This is a genomic window from Streptomyces caniferus (genome assembly GCF_009811555.1).
Classification (GTDB): Bacteria; Actinomycetota; Actinomycetes; order Streptomycetales; family Streptomycetaceae; genus Streptomyces; species Streptomyces caniferus.
The window spans coordinates 55,000-68,929 of the sequence record NZ_BLIN01000004.1; the positions used below are offsets into that span (position 1 = coordinate 55,000).

General features: G+C 70.0%; 17 protein-coding genes. 16 read left to right on the top strand and 1 reads right to left on the bottom strand.

Annotated elements, in window-relative coordinates:
• Positions 1–2: 2 nt before the first annotated feature.
• The 3 genes from Scani_RS40955 (at position 3) to Scani_RS16395 (ending at position 4,631) form a co-directional block, all read left to right on the top strand.
• Positions 3–1,805 (top strand): hypothetical protein, encoded by a 1,803-nt coding sequence (locus Scani_RS40955; RefSeq protein ID WP_246295914.1) that lies wholly within the window; start codon positions 3–5, stop codon positions 1,803–1,805.
• A 24-nt stretch (positions 1,806–1,829) separates the two neighbouring features.
• Positions 1,830–2,210: a hypothetical protein gene (locus Scani_RS16390; protein ID WP_159476278.1), complete on the top strand. Its 381-nt coding sequence runs from the start codon at positions 1,830–1,832 to the stop codon at positions 2,208–2,210.
• A gap of 93 nt (positions 2,211–2,303) precedes the next feature.
• A complete protein-coding gene (locus tag Scani_RS16395) occupies positions 2,304–4,631 on the top strand; it encodes a hypothetical protein (RefSeq protein WP_159476281.1) in 2,328 nt (775 codons plus the stop codon).
• 236 nt (positions 4,632–4,867) lie between these two features.
• Here the strand turns inward: Scani_RS16395 and Scani_RS16400 are convergent, their stop codons facing one another.
• Positions 4,868–5,092 (bottom strand): helix-turn-helix transcriptional regulator, encoded by a 225-nt coding sequence (locus tag Scani_RS16400; protein ID WP_159476284.1) that lies wholly within the window; start codon positions 5,090–5,092, stop codon positions 4,868–4,870.
• Positions 5,093–5,181: 89 nt separating this feature from the next.
• On the opposite strand from Scani_RS16400, the gene Scani_RS16405 reads away from it, so the two are divergent.
• From Scani_RS16405 to Scani_RS16465, 13 genes are all read left to right on the top strand, one after another.
• Positions 5,182–5,640 carry an RRQRL motif-containing zinc-binding protein gene (locus Scani_RS16405; RefSeq protein WP_159476287.1) on the top strand — a complete coding sequence of 153 codons (459 nt, stop codon included), beginning with the start codon at positions 5,182–5,184 and terminating at the stop codon, positions 5,638–5,640.
• Positions 5,641–5,658: 18 nt separating this feature from the next.
• Entirely contained in the window at positions 5,659–6,123 is a 465-nt protein-coding gene (locus Scani_RS16410; protein WP_159476292.1) for an NUDIX domain-containing protein, read from the top strand.
• 126 nt (positions 6,124–6,249) lie between these two features.
• Positions 6,250–6,825 (top strand): hypothetical protein, encoded by a 576-nt coding sequence (locus tag Scani_RS16415; protein WP_159476295.1) that lies wholly within the window; start codon positions 6,250–6,252, stop codon positions 6,823–6,825.
• Positions 6,822–7,112, top strand: a complete 291-nt coding sequence (locus Scani_RS16420; protein ID WP_159476298.1) for a hypothetical protein — start codon at positions 6,822–6,824, stop codon at positions 7,110–7,112. The genes Scani_RS16415 and Scani_RS16420 overlap by 4 nt, the downstream gene beginning before the upstream one ends.
• A 116-nt stretch (positions 7,113–7,228) precedes the next feature.
• Positions 7,229–7,735 (top strand): hypothetical protein, encoded by a 507-nt coding sequence (locus Scani_RS16425; protein WP_159476301.1) that lies wholly within the window; start codon positions 7,229–7,231, stop codon positions 7,733–7,735.
• Positions 7,736–7,854: 119 nt separating this feature from the next.
• Positions 7,855–8,832, top strand: coding sequence for an ATP-binding protein (locus Scani_RS16430; protein WP_159476304.1), 978 nt, complete (start codon positions 7,855–7,857; stop codon positions 8,830–8,832).
• Positions 8,833–9,031: 199 nt separating this feature from the next.
• Positions 9,032–9,337 carry a hypothetical protein gene (locus Scani_RS16440; protein ID WP_159476307.1) on the top strand — a complete coding sequence of 102 codons (306 nt, stop codon included), beginning with the start codon at positions 9,032–9,034 and terminating at the stop codon, positions 9,335–9,337.
• Between the two features lie 195 nt (positions 9,338–9,532).
• Entirely contained in the window at positions 9,533–9,997 is a 465-nt protein-coding gene (locus Scani_RS16445; RefSeq protein ID WP_159476310.1) for an ASCH domain-containing protein, read from the top strand.
• A complete protein-coding gene (locus Scani_RS39970) occupies positions 9,994–10,167 on the top strand; it encodes a hypothetical protein (protein WP_167538105.1) in 174 nt (57 codons plus the stop codon). Before Scani_RS16445 ends, Scani_RS39970 begins: the two co-directional genes overlap by 4 nt.
• A gap of 111 nt (positions 10,168–10,278) precedes the next feature.
• On the top strand, positions 10,279–10,713 hold the full coding sequence (locus Scani_RS16450; RefSeq protein ID WP_159476314.1) for a RapZ C-terminal domain-containing protein: 435 nt from the start codon (positions 10,279–10,281) through the stop codon (positions 10,711–10,713).
• Positions 10,713–11,405 carry a hypothetical protein gene (locus Scani_RS16455; RefSeq protein ID WP_159476317.1) on the top strand — a complete coding sequence of 231 codons (693 nt, stop codon included), beginning with the start codon at positions 10,713–10,715 and terminating at the stop codon, positions 11,403–11,405. The genes Scani_RS16450 and Scani_RS16455 overlap by 1 nt, the downstream gene beginning before the upstream one ends.
• 480 nt (positions 11,406–11,885) lie before the next feature.
• The gene (locus Scani_RS16460; RefSeq protein ID WP_159476320.1) at positions 11,886–13,055 is read left to right on the top strand and encodes a ParB/RepB/Spo0J family partition protein; all 1,170 of its coding nucleotides are present in this window, start codon (positions 11,886–11,888) and stop codon (positions 13,053–13,055) included.
• 71 nt (positions 13,056–13,126) lie between these two features.
• The gene (locus Scani_RS16465; RefSeq protein ID WP_246295933.1) at positions 13,127–13,921 is read left to right on the top strand and encodes a ParA family protein; all 795 of its coding nucleotides are present in this window, start codon (positions 13,127–13,129) and stop codon (positions 13,919–13,921) included.
• Positions 13,922–13,930: the final 9 nt, after the last annotated feature.

Below are 13,930 nucleotides of genomic sequence, written 5' to 3' on the forward strand. Positions count from 1 at the left end.
TAATGGCGACCGATACGGCGCCCCCGGTCCCCGAGGGACCACCCGATCCGCCCGCTTCACCGGCCGCCAGTACCGCGACGGCACCGGCCGGAGACACCGGCATCATGGCCGCCTTGATGGCCGCGGTGGAGCCGGCCCGACCCGTCAGCGCGACCGGCGCCGGTGCCAGGCCGGCCGGTGACGATCCGGCCGCGAAGGCGGACCCCGACGGAGCGGTGGACCGCTCCTCCCTGGGCGTCACCAGCGAGTCGTTCAAGGCACTGGAGGACCTGACCGGTGCCGACTCCGACGCAGCCGGCACCCGGTACAAGGAGGGCGTGATCAAAACGCTGGTCCGGGCCGGTGCGACCCGCTGGGCAAAGGGCGGCGGGACAGCGAACAAGCGGCTGGACTTGGAGAAGGCCAGGGCTGGCGCACACCAGGTGAAAGAGGCCCGGACCACCACGGTCATGAAGTCGCCTGGACTTCCCACCCGAAATGGCTCCGGAGGGGCCGGTGGAGGGGGCCGGAATTCCACCGGAAGCGGCTCCACGGGTACCGGCCGCGGCGCGGGCAGCGGTGCCACCGGAGGTGGCGGGCGCGGCTCATCTGGCTCGAATGGAAGCGGCGGGCGCGGCTCGTCCGGCTCGACTGGAAGCGGTGGATCCGGCGGCGGGCGCGGTACCAGCGGAAACGGTGGCGGGGGCTCGTCGAAGGACACCGGCTCCAAGGGGACGGCCGATTCCGGGAGCAAGGGGAAGGGCGGCTCCTCGGGGGACGCGGGAGCTGGCGGAAAGGCCGGCAAGGACGGAAAGTCCGGTGCCTCCGGAAGTAGCGGTGGGTCGTCGTCCGGCGGTAACGCCGGCGGCTCGAAGGGCAAGGCCGACAAGGGCAAGGGCGCGAAGGCCGACCTGGAGAAGGGCGGCGGTAGTGGCCGGGGTTCGGGCGGCTCCTCCGGGAGCGGCGGCGGATCCGGTTCGAGCGGCGGCGCCGGCAAGAACGGCAACAGCGGCAAGAGCGGCGTCGCCGGCGGCTCGAACGTGACCGATGGGGGGCACAACCGGAGTCCGCTCCAGCGATCGAGGGAGACCGGTCACGGCGACGGCTCGGCGGTCCGAGACGCGGTCGACCACGTGAAGGCGTACGCGAAGGGCGCGAAGGACGGATACCAGGACAAGAAGAGGGCGAACCGCATGGAACACGCACGGCTCGACAAGGCGCACGCCGACCACAAGGCGAAGCAGCAGGAGCCGAAGAAGAGCGAGACGCGGGGGACGACGGTCACCGGCACCAGCCGGACGCTCGTCGTCCCCCCGCCGGACGAAGGAGACGACGGAGTGAGTACGGACGTGAAGCCCCTCCGGGTCAAGTTGATCGACCCCAACGCCCTGACTCTGGATACTGCCGGCGCGGCCGGCTCGATCAGCCGGAAGGAACTGCGCAACTTCAAGCAGTACGAAAGGAAGTTGGAGGCCAAGGAGACCCGCCTGATCAGGGTGGCCGAGGCGTGCCGGCAGCTTGAGGCCGCCGCGCAGGACGAGGCGAAGGACTGCCAGCGGCTGGCGGAACAGGCGAGGTCCGTCAAGGGCGGGGAGAAGCTGGCCGGCAAGTTGACCCGGCTGGCCGACAAGTCGAAGGCCCAGGCGACGGAGGCCGGCGAACTGGCCAAGCGGGCGAAGCGCGCCGCGGAGATGTGCAAGGTCGTGCTGACCAACATCGGCACCCGGTACGCGCCGTTGTACAAGGCCGTGGTGGACAGCGACGAGACGAAGCCGGCCGAACTCCGCTTCTACAACGACAAGGGCTCCTACGCGCCCGCCGCGTAGGACCAGACGGGAGACCGATCGATCATGGCGGAGCTGACGTACAAGGCCCTCGTACGCAAGACCCAGGCCAAGGAGAAGGCCCTGGCCCGCAACGCGGAGGGCGTCAAGACGGCCGCGGAGAACATCAAAGCCCTGGCCGACGACACCGCCTCCGACGCGGATGCGCTGGGCGCGAAGTCCGTCGACCGCGACTCCCTGGCCGAATGCCAGGAGCTGGCGAAGGTCATCCGCGGGGTGTCTCAGGGCGCGATCGACTACGCGGCGAAGACGGCCGACACCGCGAAGGCCGCGAAGGCGGCCGGCGACCAGGCCCGCACCACCCACGCCGGCTTCCAGGAAGCCTTCGACCGCTCCAGCGTGGATGGCCTGGAGAAGGTGTCGCGCGACTGGTTCGAGCAGGAATAGCACCGCCCACCACCGGCGCGGCCGGCCCGGGGATCGCACCCTACGGGCCGGCCGCGCCCTTGCTGATCACCCGGTCCAGACAGGAGTCCCCCGATGTCCACCATCACCAAGACCGTGCCGAAGGCGGAGCCGGCGGAACGGGCCGCCGCGGCGCTCCAGATCGTCCTCCCCGTCGGGGTGGGCATCCTGGCCCCCAGCCTGGACCCGAACGCGGCGGCCTACGTCGGGGCCGGCTTCCTGGCCGGTGCGACGTTCGCCGGCGCCAACTACATGAACCGCCTGGGCCGCTGGGCGAACCAGCTCCCCGGGATCGACATCGCGCGGGCGCACCGCGACACCATCGGGATCTCCACGATCACCACCGGTATGGGCCTGGCCGTGGGCCAGCTGGGCGGAGCCGAGACCTCCGAAGCGCTGATGGCCGGCGTCCTCGAGCCGACCACCGTTCCCGGAATCCTGTCGCTGGGCTGGTGGGCCGCGGTCGTCTTCACCGGCTGGCGCCTTCGCCGCGTCTTCGGCCGGCAGAAGGTCGAGGTGGAGCAGGCGCCGACACAGGCCGGCCCGACCAATGCCGGCGACCCCGCTCCGGTGTCCTTGGCCGACAAGATGATTGCGGCCTGGGGGCGCGTGATCAGCGACCCGAAGACGGGACGTCACCGCAACCAGGTCCTGTCCGACGTCGTGATCTACGCGGACCGCTGGGAGGGCCGGATCACTGCGGCCCTGGGCGACTCCGTGAACGTGTCGAAGGAGACCGTCTCCAGCCTCTTCGGTCGCTCGGTTGAGGACATCGACATGAAGTTCGGCGCGCACTCTGGGGAGGCGTTCATCACCGTCTGGTACACCCAGCGCGCGGAGCTGGACCCCTCCACCCTTCAGGGCGCCTGGAAGCGAGTCCGGGCGCGGGTCCTGCCGAAGACCCACCTGGAGGAGGTCGGCAAGGACGAGAACACCGGCGGCCAGGTGGCGCGCGTGGTGGCCGACGACGACCTGGACGCGCTCCCCCGCGTCGTCAACGTCGGGGAGCTGGCCGGCGCGCTCCGCCGTTCCATCGACCTCGTCTCCTACGAGCCGGGTCGGCGCGACCCGCGTCGCGCGATCATCCGCGTCATGGACCACAACCCGCTGGAGGCCGGCCACGACTTCCAGGGCCTGGACTCTCTGGTGGCTACCCCGGGCGGGTGGGTCAACATTGGGAAGATCGTCTCCGGCTTCCCCGCGAAGATCCAGCTGTTCGACCGGAAGCTGGGCGCCCTCCACGTCGTGATCGCCGGTACCACCGGCTCCGGCAAGGGAGGCACGGGACAGATGATCAGCCTGGCGTACCACGCCAACAAGATGGCCCAGATCTACGGCGACCCGAAGGGCGCCAGCAACCCCGCGATTCCGAAGATGGCCGCGTACAGCGGCCTGACGAAGTACGGCGCCCTGGGCGCCATGCGGCTGTCCTGGTGGGTCCTCCAGCACCGGATCGAAGAGGCCGCCCGCCTGGACCTGAAGAACTTCGAGCCGTCCGCGATGCGGCCGTACTGCGCCACCCTGCTGGACGAGGCTGCCCAGATGCTGGCCCCGGGCGCACCGAACCGCAAGGAGGCCGTGAAGATCGTCAAGGACGGCGCCTCTCTGACCCGCTCCCTGGGCATGCCCTGGATCCTGATCAACCAGACCGTGAACCTTGACCAGTTGGGCGGAGAGCAGGCGATCCGCGCCAACCTCCTGGCCGGCGGAACCTGGATCATCCTCCGCACTGACAGCGACCAGGTGAACCTGGGCGACCTTCCTCCCGGCTTCGAGGGCCTGGACCCCTCCCTGATCCCGCCGGTATGGGTGGAGGACGACGACGCGCTGGTGTACGACCCGACCATGGAGGAGTCGGACCCGCGCCGCACCTTCGGCCTGGGCTACATCGCGGCACCGGGCGGGCGCGCCGGCATGATGCGGATCGACACCCTGGAGGACGCCACCGAGCACATCCGGCCGGAGAACATCATGGCCCCGGTCGACGTCCCTTGGTGGGGCGACCAGGCGCACATGGAGGAGCTGGCCCAGACCCCCATCCCCGGCTTCGAGGAGAAGGACGACGGCGGCGGATCCGACGAAGCCCCCGCCTCGTTCGCTGGCGTCGACCTCCCGAAGGCCAAGGAGCTGACGTCGGAGGAGAAGGTCCTGGCCGCCCTCCGCGACGAGTCCGACCCCATGTACGTGGACATGGTCGACGAGGGCGACGAGATCGTCCCCGACGACATCGACTACGTGGAGCGGGGCCAACTGCAGGCCGCCTGCGGGGTGGCGGAGTCGACCTTCGCGAACGTGCTGAACAAGCTGGAGAAGGCAGGAAAGATCCACCGGATCAAGGAAGGGAAAGCCTCGAAGGTGGCCCTGGGCGGCCGACCAGAGAAGGCCAGCGACGAGGCCGCATAACCGCGGCCACACAACGGCGCCCTTCCCATGCGGGGGGCGCGCCGTTCCAGTCCGCGCTGACCCGACGCCCTGCCTGGTTCTCGGCCGCCCCGTGGCTGCCGAGGACCGGACAGGCCGCCCGGCCTCTGTCCCACCAACTGCGCAGCCAGCTGATGAGTTGACGTCGAATCCATCGGAAACGGCAATTGCGCCGCACGAAGGCATATCCGTGCGGCGCAACTGGTGATGGGCCCGAGCTACTCCTGGGCGGCTCTCGGCGGCCGGCCGCCGACGTTCGTCCGGTCCCACCCCTTCTCCCACGTCACGACAGCGGCACGCTCCCAGACTCTGCCTGCCTTCGTCTGGGCGACCGGAGCGGGGAAGTCGGCGCGCGCCACCAGCTTGTTGGCCCGCTGGCGGCTCACGCTCAGCATCTCCCCGATCTCGGTGACGCCGACGTGCTCGGGAGGTGTGTTCGTCATGCCCTCGAGGATCGGGCCCAGGCCAAAACCTGTCAACGCCTTTCGCCTGTAAACGTGTTGACAGGCGAAACCCGTTTACAGCATGGTGGATGCGTACCGAGCGAGACCACCACCTCACCCGGAGGCAAAAGCCAGTGCGTGCACGCGACTTCGACCCAACCGGTGAGCACCACGGCGGCCTCCCCACCTACCCCTGGCGGATGGCCCCGGCCAATGACGGCCTGGCCACCCGCCGCCAACTGCGCGCTCTCGGCCTGCGCATCGGCGGCCAGCCGATCGCCGCGCAAATCCTGTGCCGCAACGGCCGCCGGTACGCGTACCTCTACCGGATCGACCTCGCCAAGCCCGTGCGCCCGATGACGCTCGGCAAGGAGGCCGCGCTCGACAAAGCGATGGCAGCCCGCCAGACCTGCCCTCGCTGCTCGCGCCGGTACTTCACGTGCCTCCCGCTCAAAACACTCGGCAACTGCCTGGAGTGCCACGACGGCACTCCCGCCGACCCGCGCACCTACATCGCTCCCCCGGCCAAGCACCGGCTGGCCGCCTGACCGAAAGGACCTCCGACCGTGCCCACCGACACCACCGACGAGACGATTCGCTACACCGCCGACGTCGTCTTGCTCGCCGCCGGCAACGTCCTGCTGATCGAGCGGGGCTGGGACCCGTTCAAGGGCCAGTGGGCCCTGCCCGGCGGCCATGTGGACAGGGGAGAGACCAGCCTGGCCGCCGCGGCGCGCGAACTGGAGGAGGAGACCGGCATCACCGTCCCGGTCGCCGACCTCCGGCAGGTAGGCGCCTACGACGCCCCCGGACGCGACCCCCGCGGCCGGTACGTCAGCGTCGCCTACACGGCCACCCTGCCCTCACCCGTCTCACCGATGGCAGGGGACGACGCCACCGCCGCCCACTGGTGGCCCCAGGACGCGCTCCCCCACCTCGCGTTCGACCACGCCGAAATCCTCGCGCACGCGACTCGCTGCCTCCCCGCAGACGGGGGCCGTTCACCGGCTGCAGACCGCGGTACCTGCTGAGACCTGACGCCTTGCCTGGTCCTCGCCCCGGCTCCCCGGATCGCCGGCTCCCGCGCCCGCCGACGAACCGCCGTCGGCAGGCGCACTCAACCTCGTCAACCAGATCACTATCTGAAGGGCCCCACCATGTTCCTCATCATCCGTAGGCCCCAGCTCCGCCAGCAGCTCCGTCGGCTCTACCGCTCGATGCATGAACTCCATGACCGGTCCGTCGCCGAGAAGCGCCGAGCCGACACCGCCGCCCAGGAGCTGGAGCAGCTGCAGCTCGCCGTCAATGTCTTCCGGCGCCAGAGCATCGAGATCCAGGCGACGATCTCCCGCCTGGACATCCGCGAGAGCGCGGAGGCGTGGGCCCTGGGCGCCCACATCATCGCCCTCCTGGACGGCCCCGTACCGCCCGGCCCGCCGCCCCGCTTCTGCCCCAGCTGTCAGATCGCCGACGTCGAGGACTACGACCTGCCCATCCCCCACACCGACGACAGCGCCCCCTGTGCCCGCTGCCGCCGCTGCGGGCACAACTGGGCGCTGGACCCCGCCGCAGACGGCTGCTGTGCCGCATGCGGCGGCAGCGGCAATCTCGGCCGCCAGGGCCTGGACGACCCGCCCTGCCCCTGCATGACCCCCGAGCAGGACCACCTCCGCAGGATCCGCAGCGGAGCCAACGACCACGCCGGCATCGGCCGGGCCATCCCGCTCTCGTGACCGCCCGGCGCCTGCCCGCCGCCCTGCTGCTCGCGGCCGTGCCCGTCGCTGTGGCGACGGCCACCGCCGTGCTCAAGGCCGGCAACTGGTCGTTGTTCGTCGACCGGCACCGAATCGAGCTCACGCCCAAGGCCCGCCGCTCCTGTTCGCGCTGCCACGGAGAGGGCGGCTGGTGGGTCGGAGGCGCCTTCCCGGAGATGGAGGCGTGCGGCTGCTGGTCCGACCGGCGCGAGCTCCGTATCCGGCTCCTGCCCATCCCGGCCTGGCGGGACCAGCCCCCGTTCTGACCGACCCCGCCCCCGGCCACACAGGCCAGGGGCGGGACCAGCGGGCGACCGCAGCACCGGCAAAGGCCGGCCGCCCGCTCCCCTTCACCCCATTCGAGATCAGGAGAGACACCAGCATGCACCGTCCCGACGTCTTCGCCGCCCTGCTCGGACTGACCCGCGCCGGAAGCAAGATCGGAGATTTCTGGGTCCAGGACGATTTCTGCGCCCGCGTGAAGGGCGCCTCCGACGACCACCCGGTCACCTACGAGGACCCGCAGACGAAGGAGAAGTCCACCCACGGCACGGCCGACGGCCGCAAGGCGTGCCTGCACCACTGCCTGACCTACACGGCCACGCAGGCAATCGTCGCCGGGGCCGGCGCCCGCGCGCTCGGCATCCGGGTCCACCCCGCCGCCGCGGCCGTCGCGCTGGCGGTGTCCTTCGGCACCCACTACGCCGCCGACCGCCGCGTCCCGGGCAAGGGCCTGCTGGAAAAGATCGCCACCAAGACCGGCAAGGGCAACTTCTACAAGCTGGCCGACTTCGGCATCAACGGCGCTTTCCACCTCGACAGCTCGTGGCACCACGGCTGGGAGACCGTCGCCGCCCTTATCGCCACCACCAAGGCCACCACGCGATGACCGCGGGGGCGGCCAACGGACGTCACCTGGCCGCCCCCCTGCCTCCCCCCCCGCCGCCTGAGCAACAGCCGTGCCTGTCCCGCCACTTGTGCTCTTGACCTGCAAGGAGAACGCACCTCATGAACTCGCCGCTCCGCTCGAACCTGCCGGACAACGCGCTCGTGGTCTTGATCGGGGCCTCCGGCGCCGGGAAGTCCACCCTCGCTGCCACCTGGCCCGATACCCAGGTTCTCTCCCTCGACGCCCTGCGGGGTGACGTGAGCGACGACCCCGGCTGCCAGGACGCGGACGTCACGAATGATGCCGCCGACGCGCTGGCTGTCATCCTGGAGCGCCGCATGGCGCGGCGCCTCAACACCGTCATCGACGCGACCAACGTCGAACAGTGGGTGCGAGCCAACCTGATCGCCGCCGCCAAGCGGCACCAGATGCCCGCCGTCGCGTTGGTCGTCGCCAGCCCGGCCGAGGTCTGCGTCGACCGGCAGAAGCCGAGGCCGGCCAACCGGGCGGTGCCCGAAGACACCGTCCGCGCCCAGCACAAGGCGATGGTCGCCTCCCACGCGAGCCTCGCGTCGGAGGGCTTCAACCAGGTTCTGTTCGCCGACAGCCTGTACCGCCTGGAGCCCTACCTGCGGCGCCTGAGCGAGGCCCGCAACGCCGATCTCGGATTGGACGGCAGTGACGGCCTGGGCGACCTCCTCCTCCCCCGCCGCAGCTTTGGCCCGGAGATCTTGCGCATGTGGCGGTGGAAGCCCGGCTGCGACATCGCGGGTGGTGACCGGGTGGCGGAGATCCGCCTCGGCCAGCAGTACCTCACCCTCGCCCTGCGGCAGAACGTCGACGGCAAGGGCGACGTCGGCTTCGACGTCGCCCTGCCCTGCCCGTTCGACCCGGAATGCAAAAGCTACGCGTGGGCGCCCGCCTACAGCATCAGCTGCCTACATCGGGCGCTCAGCGGCGAGATGGACGGCGACCCGGACACCGTCTGCCCCATCCACGGCGGGTTCGACGACATCGACCAGGAGACCGACGACCAGGACGACCCCGAAGGCCGCGCCGACCTGGAGCAGCAGTACGCCGACGCGGTCCGCGCGTGAGCCGCGCCGCCCCCGGGCCGCACCCGCTCACCCCGGCTGACCTCCCGGCCGGAGACGAGTGGTGGCGGCTGCCCGACCTGCCACCTGCCCATCCAGGGCGGGAGCGCCGGCCTCGCGGCGCACCGCCGCACCGTCCACACCCACCGCGGCGACCCTCGTACGCCGATCACCGTCCAGCTCAACTACTGAGGAGACACTCATGGACACCCAGACCCACCCCCACACCTTCACCGCGCTCGCCGCATGCTTCAGCGCGGACCTCGCCACCTTCATCGCGGAGGGCACGCCGCAGGCCCCCTCCCCGGCCGACTTCATCGACTTGATCGACCGCGTCCGGAACGTCCTGGGCAGCGCCAGCCTGGGCAGTCTGCAGGAGGCCGAGGAGGAGCTTGACGCCGCTACCACGTACCTCACCGACGCGCTGAACCGCGCCGAGGACGACCAGGCGACGCTCCTGGCCCATGCGCGTACACACCTGCGCAACGCCCTCGAGGCGATCAACTGACAGGCGTTGAGCGCACTCTGTGCCGCCCCTACCCGCCAAAGCAGAGGTCGGGGCGGTCGCAGTGGCTCCTCAACGCAAGCAACACGAAGGCGACTTCGCGGCAGGAGCTTCCGCCCGGGACGGCCACCAGGCCGGAAAACCATCGGCCGCCCCGGACCACCCACCCCGTTCGAGACGAGAGAGGGAGAGACCAGTATGGCCTCCACCGGACGCCTACACGCCCCGGCCCACCCGGGCACCTGGATCCGCGGCATCACCATCAAGCACCCGCACGCCGAGTGCATCGTCGCCGGAGCGAAAACGATCGAGAACCGCCCGCGGCCCTGGTCCTGGCGAGGCTGGCTGCTCCTCCACGCGAGCCAGAGCATCGACCGCCCCGCCCTGCGCCTGCCGCTGGTCGCCCGTACGATCCGCGGCCGCGCGCTGGCCACCGGCACCGTGATCGGAGTAGCCCGGCTGACGGGCTGCCACCAGGACCCGGCCGACTCCCTGCGATGCACGCCGTGGGCGGAGCCCGGCGCGTGGCACCTGGAGCTCTCGGACGTCCAGGCCCTCGCCCTGCCGATCCCCGCGCGCGGGCAGCTCGGACCCTGGAAGCCCACCGAGGAACTGGTGGCACAGGTGCTCCAACAGTTGCCGAACCTGCGGGCGGCTCGATGAACAGCACCCGGCGCGATGCCGACCACGCCCTCGCCTACCCCGAGCCGGCCGCCTCGCCGCTCTGGCACCGGCAGGGCCCGCAGCCCCGGCCGCTCACGCCCCAGCAGCAGCGGCGCAACCGCGAACTCCTGGTGCTCACCGATGGTCACGCTGCCACCCAGCGCACCTAGAACACCAACACCACTACCCAGCAGCACCACCCGGAGCGCTGCGCCCGACGCACCTGGCCAGTCGCGCCGCTCCACCGCCTGCTCCCCATCAGCGAAACGGAGGCGCCCTTCATGCGCCCGACCCACCCGCTCCGCCTGACCTCCTTCGGCTACCTGCACCTGCCGACCGGCCCCGACGGCTCCCCCGTCCCGCCCGCCGCCGACCGGATCGAGGACGTCCGCGACCGGCTCCGCGACCCGGCCGCAGCCCGCGACATCCTCGACCTCGACGGCCTTGACCCCCGCGTCCAGGACGTCGTCCTGAACACCCCCGGCGCCCGCGAACTGCTCAACAACCTCGCGGACTACGCGACTCTGCCCGCCGGCCCCCGCCGCATCGCCATCGGATGTGCCGGCGGCCGGCACCGTGCCAGCGGCCTTACGGAGCTCCTGGCCCGAGCGCTCCGGGACCGCGGCCGCGAGGTCGAAGTCGAGCACCTCCACGTCCATCTGCCACGCGTTCTCAAGACGCCCGCCAGCCCCGACACCGAGCAGGAGACCGCCTGATGATCCGTCGTATGCTCCGCCGCTGCGGCAACGCCCCCAGCGCCCTGTCTGCCGAGGACCAGGCCGTCGTCGACGCGTTCCGCGCGATGCTCGCCGCCGTGCGCCACCCAGAGCTCTGGACCCCCGGCTGCGCCCAAGACGTCGCCGTGAAGGTCGGCCCATTCATCGAACGCGCACGCCCCCGTTCCGGCGACGACCACGGCCCCGACCTGATCGCCGTCTCCCTGGCCCACCCCGACACCCCGCACGCCGCGGCCTACCTCCACGGCCACAACCTCGGCTACACCGACAAGGGCTGGCTGCGCTGCGAGACGGCCGCGATCCTCGACGTCTGGCAGCCGGCCTACGCCATGCTCACCCACGCCGCCGCGGACCTGCCCCTTCCCGACGACGTCGGTATGGCCCCCGCTCACTACGGCGTCCACGTCGAAGCCCGACGCAGCGACGGCACCTGCTACACGCTGCTCCGCCTCGGGCCCTACACCCAGGTCCGGCACGCCGACCGTGACGCCGCCCGCCTCAACGCCAAGGTGGAAGGGGAGGCGGACACCGCCACGCCGGGGCTCGCGGCGCGGGCGGTGGCCGCACCGTTCGACGTCAGCGACCGCGCCGCCTACAACGACCCGTACGAGACCGACGCCGCTGTGCTCCTGGCGGCCGCCGTCGAAGGGGCGGGTGCCGCGACGGCATAAGGGGATCAGGTGTCGACGATCTGGGCACACTGAGAATGTCCAAACCTGGCCCCACGAAGGCCCGTGCCTCTGCGAGCGATGCAGCGGCACGGGCCTTCGTGCGTTTTAGGTGCACGTACGGAGAGTTGAGCCCTCGAGGGCGGGGCGAGTCGGCCCGCACTGCTACCCCACAGCTGCAAACGGCTTAGCGCGCGCGGGGCAACTAATGGCTGAAACGGTAATTTTCGCCCTCATCGCCCAAAAGGTGACCGCCAGAACGGGGCCATGCGCGGCCGAACTTGAAGTGGCTGGTGTGACGCGACCTTGATGCGCCTGCCAGGCCGTCAGATCGCCGCACAGGCGATCCATGTCTACGGATGAGGGGGCTGTGGTGCCACTAGGGCATCTTTACGGCGTAAAGACCGGGGCTCGGCCCCTTCTGGCGACGGCGGTCGTTAAGCTCCTGGTCGGAGTCAATCAGCACCATCTCGGGAGCGGTGAATGGCCGGCGCGCAGAACGACGGGCTTTCCGTAGCGGAACGTCGACGTAAGAAGGAAGAGGAGCGTCGGCGCCTCGAAGCCGAACAGGCCGGTGCCGTCGGCAGTCCGGTAGTTGCTCTCTCGGAGCTCGCGCATAATCCGCGCAACGCACGAGGAAAGCTCGAAGGCATCGAGGGTCTCGCCGACACGTACGCCACGTCGGGTGTGTTGCAGCCTCTCGCCGTGGTCCCGGTGGCCGTCTTCCGTACGGCGTTCCCGGAGTGCAGTGACGAGATCGGCGAGGCACGCTATGTGGTCATCGGCGGAAACCGCCGCCTGAGCGCTGCACGTCATGCTGGTCTCAGCGAACTGCCTGTGCTGGTCAACACCAGGGCGCAGACGCGCAAGGACATCCTCGTGGCGGCAGCCACAGAGAACCTCGCCCGGGAAGAACTCAAGCCGCTTGAGGAACTGGCGACGATCGAAGAGCTCAAGGCCGAATTCGGCACTTACGACGCTGTCGCGGCGCAACTGGGTAAGTCCGCAGGGTGGGTCTCTCAGCGCCGACGCCTGCACAACCTTCAGCCGGAGGTCCGCGAGGCGCTGGAAGCGCGTGCCGACGGCATGACCATCGAGCTGGCTCGGGCGCTCGGCAAAATCAAGGACAGGGACCTGCAACTGCAAGCGTGGGAAGCCGAGCGTCGCCTGGCGGCCGACCGGGCCGCAGAGCCCAAGCCCAAGAAGGGGCAGAAGGGTGGGGCTTCACAGAAGCCGCGTGCGAAGGTCCCTGCGCAGGGTCGGCCCGGTGCAGGAGAAGGGGGCCTGGACCAGGAGTCCATCACACGCCGAGAGGCGTGCGCTACGGCCGTCGCAGCAGCTGCTGGTGACCTGTGCTGGGTGCAGATCATTGCGATGCAGTCCCCCGCTCTCCCCGATGATGCTGTGGCTCTTGCCGCTCGCTGGCTTACGGATGCAGGTGTCGACGCGTCTGCGCTCGAACTGCCATCCCTGAGTGATGAAACCGTCGATGTTCAGACGCGCCACCAGACGGTGCTCGCTCTGGCCCTGGCACACTGTGAACTGCAAATGACCGACACCGTCACCGGAGACAGCCCCCACGTCCGCGCGTACCTGGACTGGATGGCCTCCTTCGCTGACTACAAGCCGGCCGAGACTGCGTCTACAGCCTGACCCCGGAGATCCTCGTGACTACTGCCCCATCCGCCCTGCCGGAGGACACCGGCAGGAAGACCCGCGTACTGGTGTCGACGAACGGATCCGCAGGCTCAGGGAAGACGACTTTCGCCAGCGCAGTCGGATATGCAGCTGCGGCACGAGGCAAGAAAGTCTGCTTCCTGCCCATGGACAAGCAACGCGACCTCTCGCGGCTCTGCGGGTACGACGACCCCGACAGTGACGAGGATCTGCCCACCCTCTATGACGTCCTGGATGGCATCTGCTCGCTCTCCGAGGCTGTGGTGCCTGCGCTCAACAGCAAGACCAAAGAGGTAATCCCCAATCTCCACCTGGTCCTGGAGTCCAGGAAGCTGGAGCACCTGGAGTACAAGCTCGCAGGGGAGACAGCGCGCGAGCTCTGGCTCTTCAGGCTTCTTCCCGAACTCCGTGGCCGTTTCGACATCGTCATCGTCGACTGCCCTGGTGACGTGAAGCTCGCGACCATAGGGGCACTCATCGCCGGAGACGAGATCATCGGCTGCACCAAGTCGCAAGAGAAGGAAGCCCGCGGGCTCACCGAGCTCGAAGACAAGATCACCGAGATTCACAGGTCCTACGGCCACACCGGAATGCGTGACAGCCTCGACTGGGTGGTCATCGGCGAAGGGGTCTCCAACGCCTCCCAGGGCAAGGTCTACCTGGATATCGAGGGGCAGCTGCGCGAGGCGTACGGCTCCATCGTGGCGAAGGAGACCGTCAGCGACGACGTGAAGGTCCCGGAGGCGTATACCGCGGCCCAGCCCGTGACCCTCTACAGCCCCAAGGCCCGTGCCGCGGTGGCGTACACCAAGATCGGACGGCAGATGAAGCTGTACCGCTGACCCCCGATC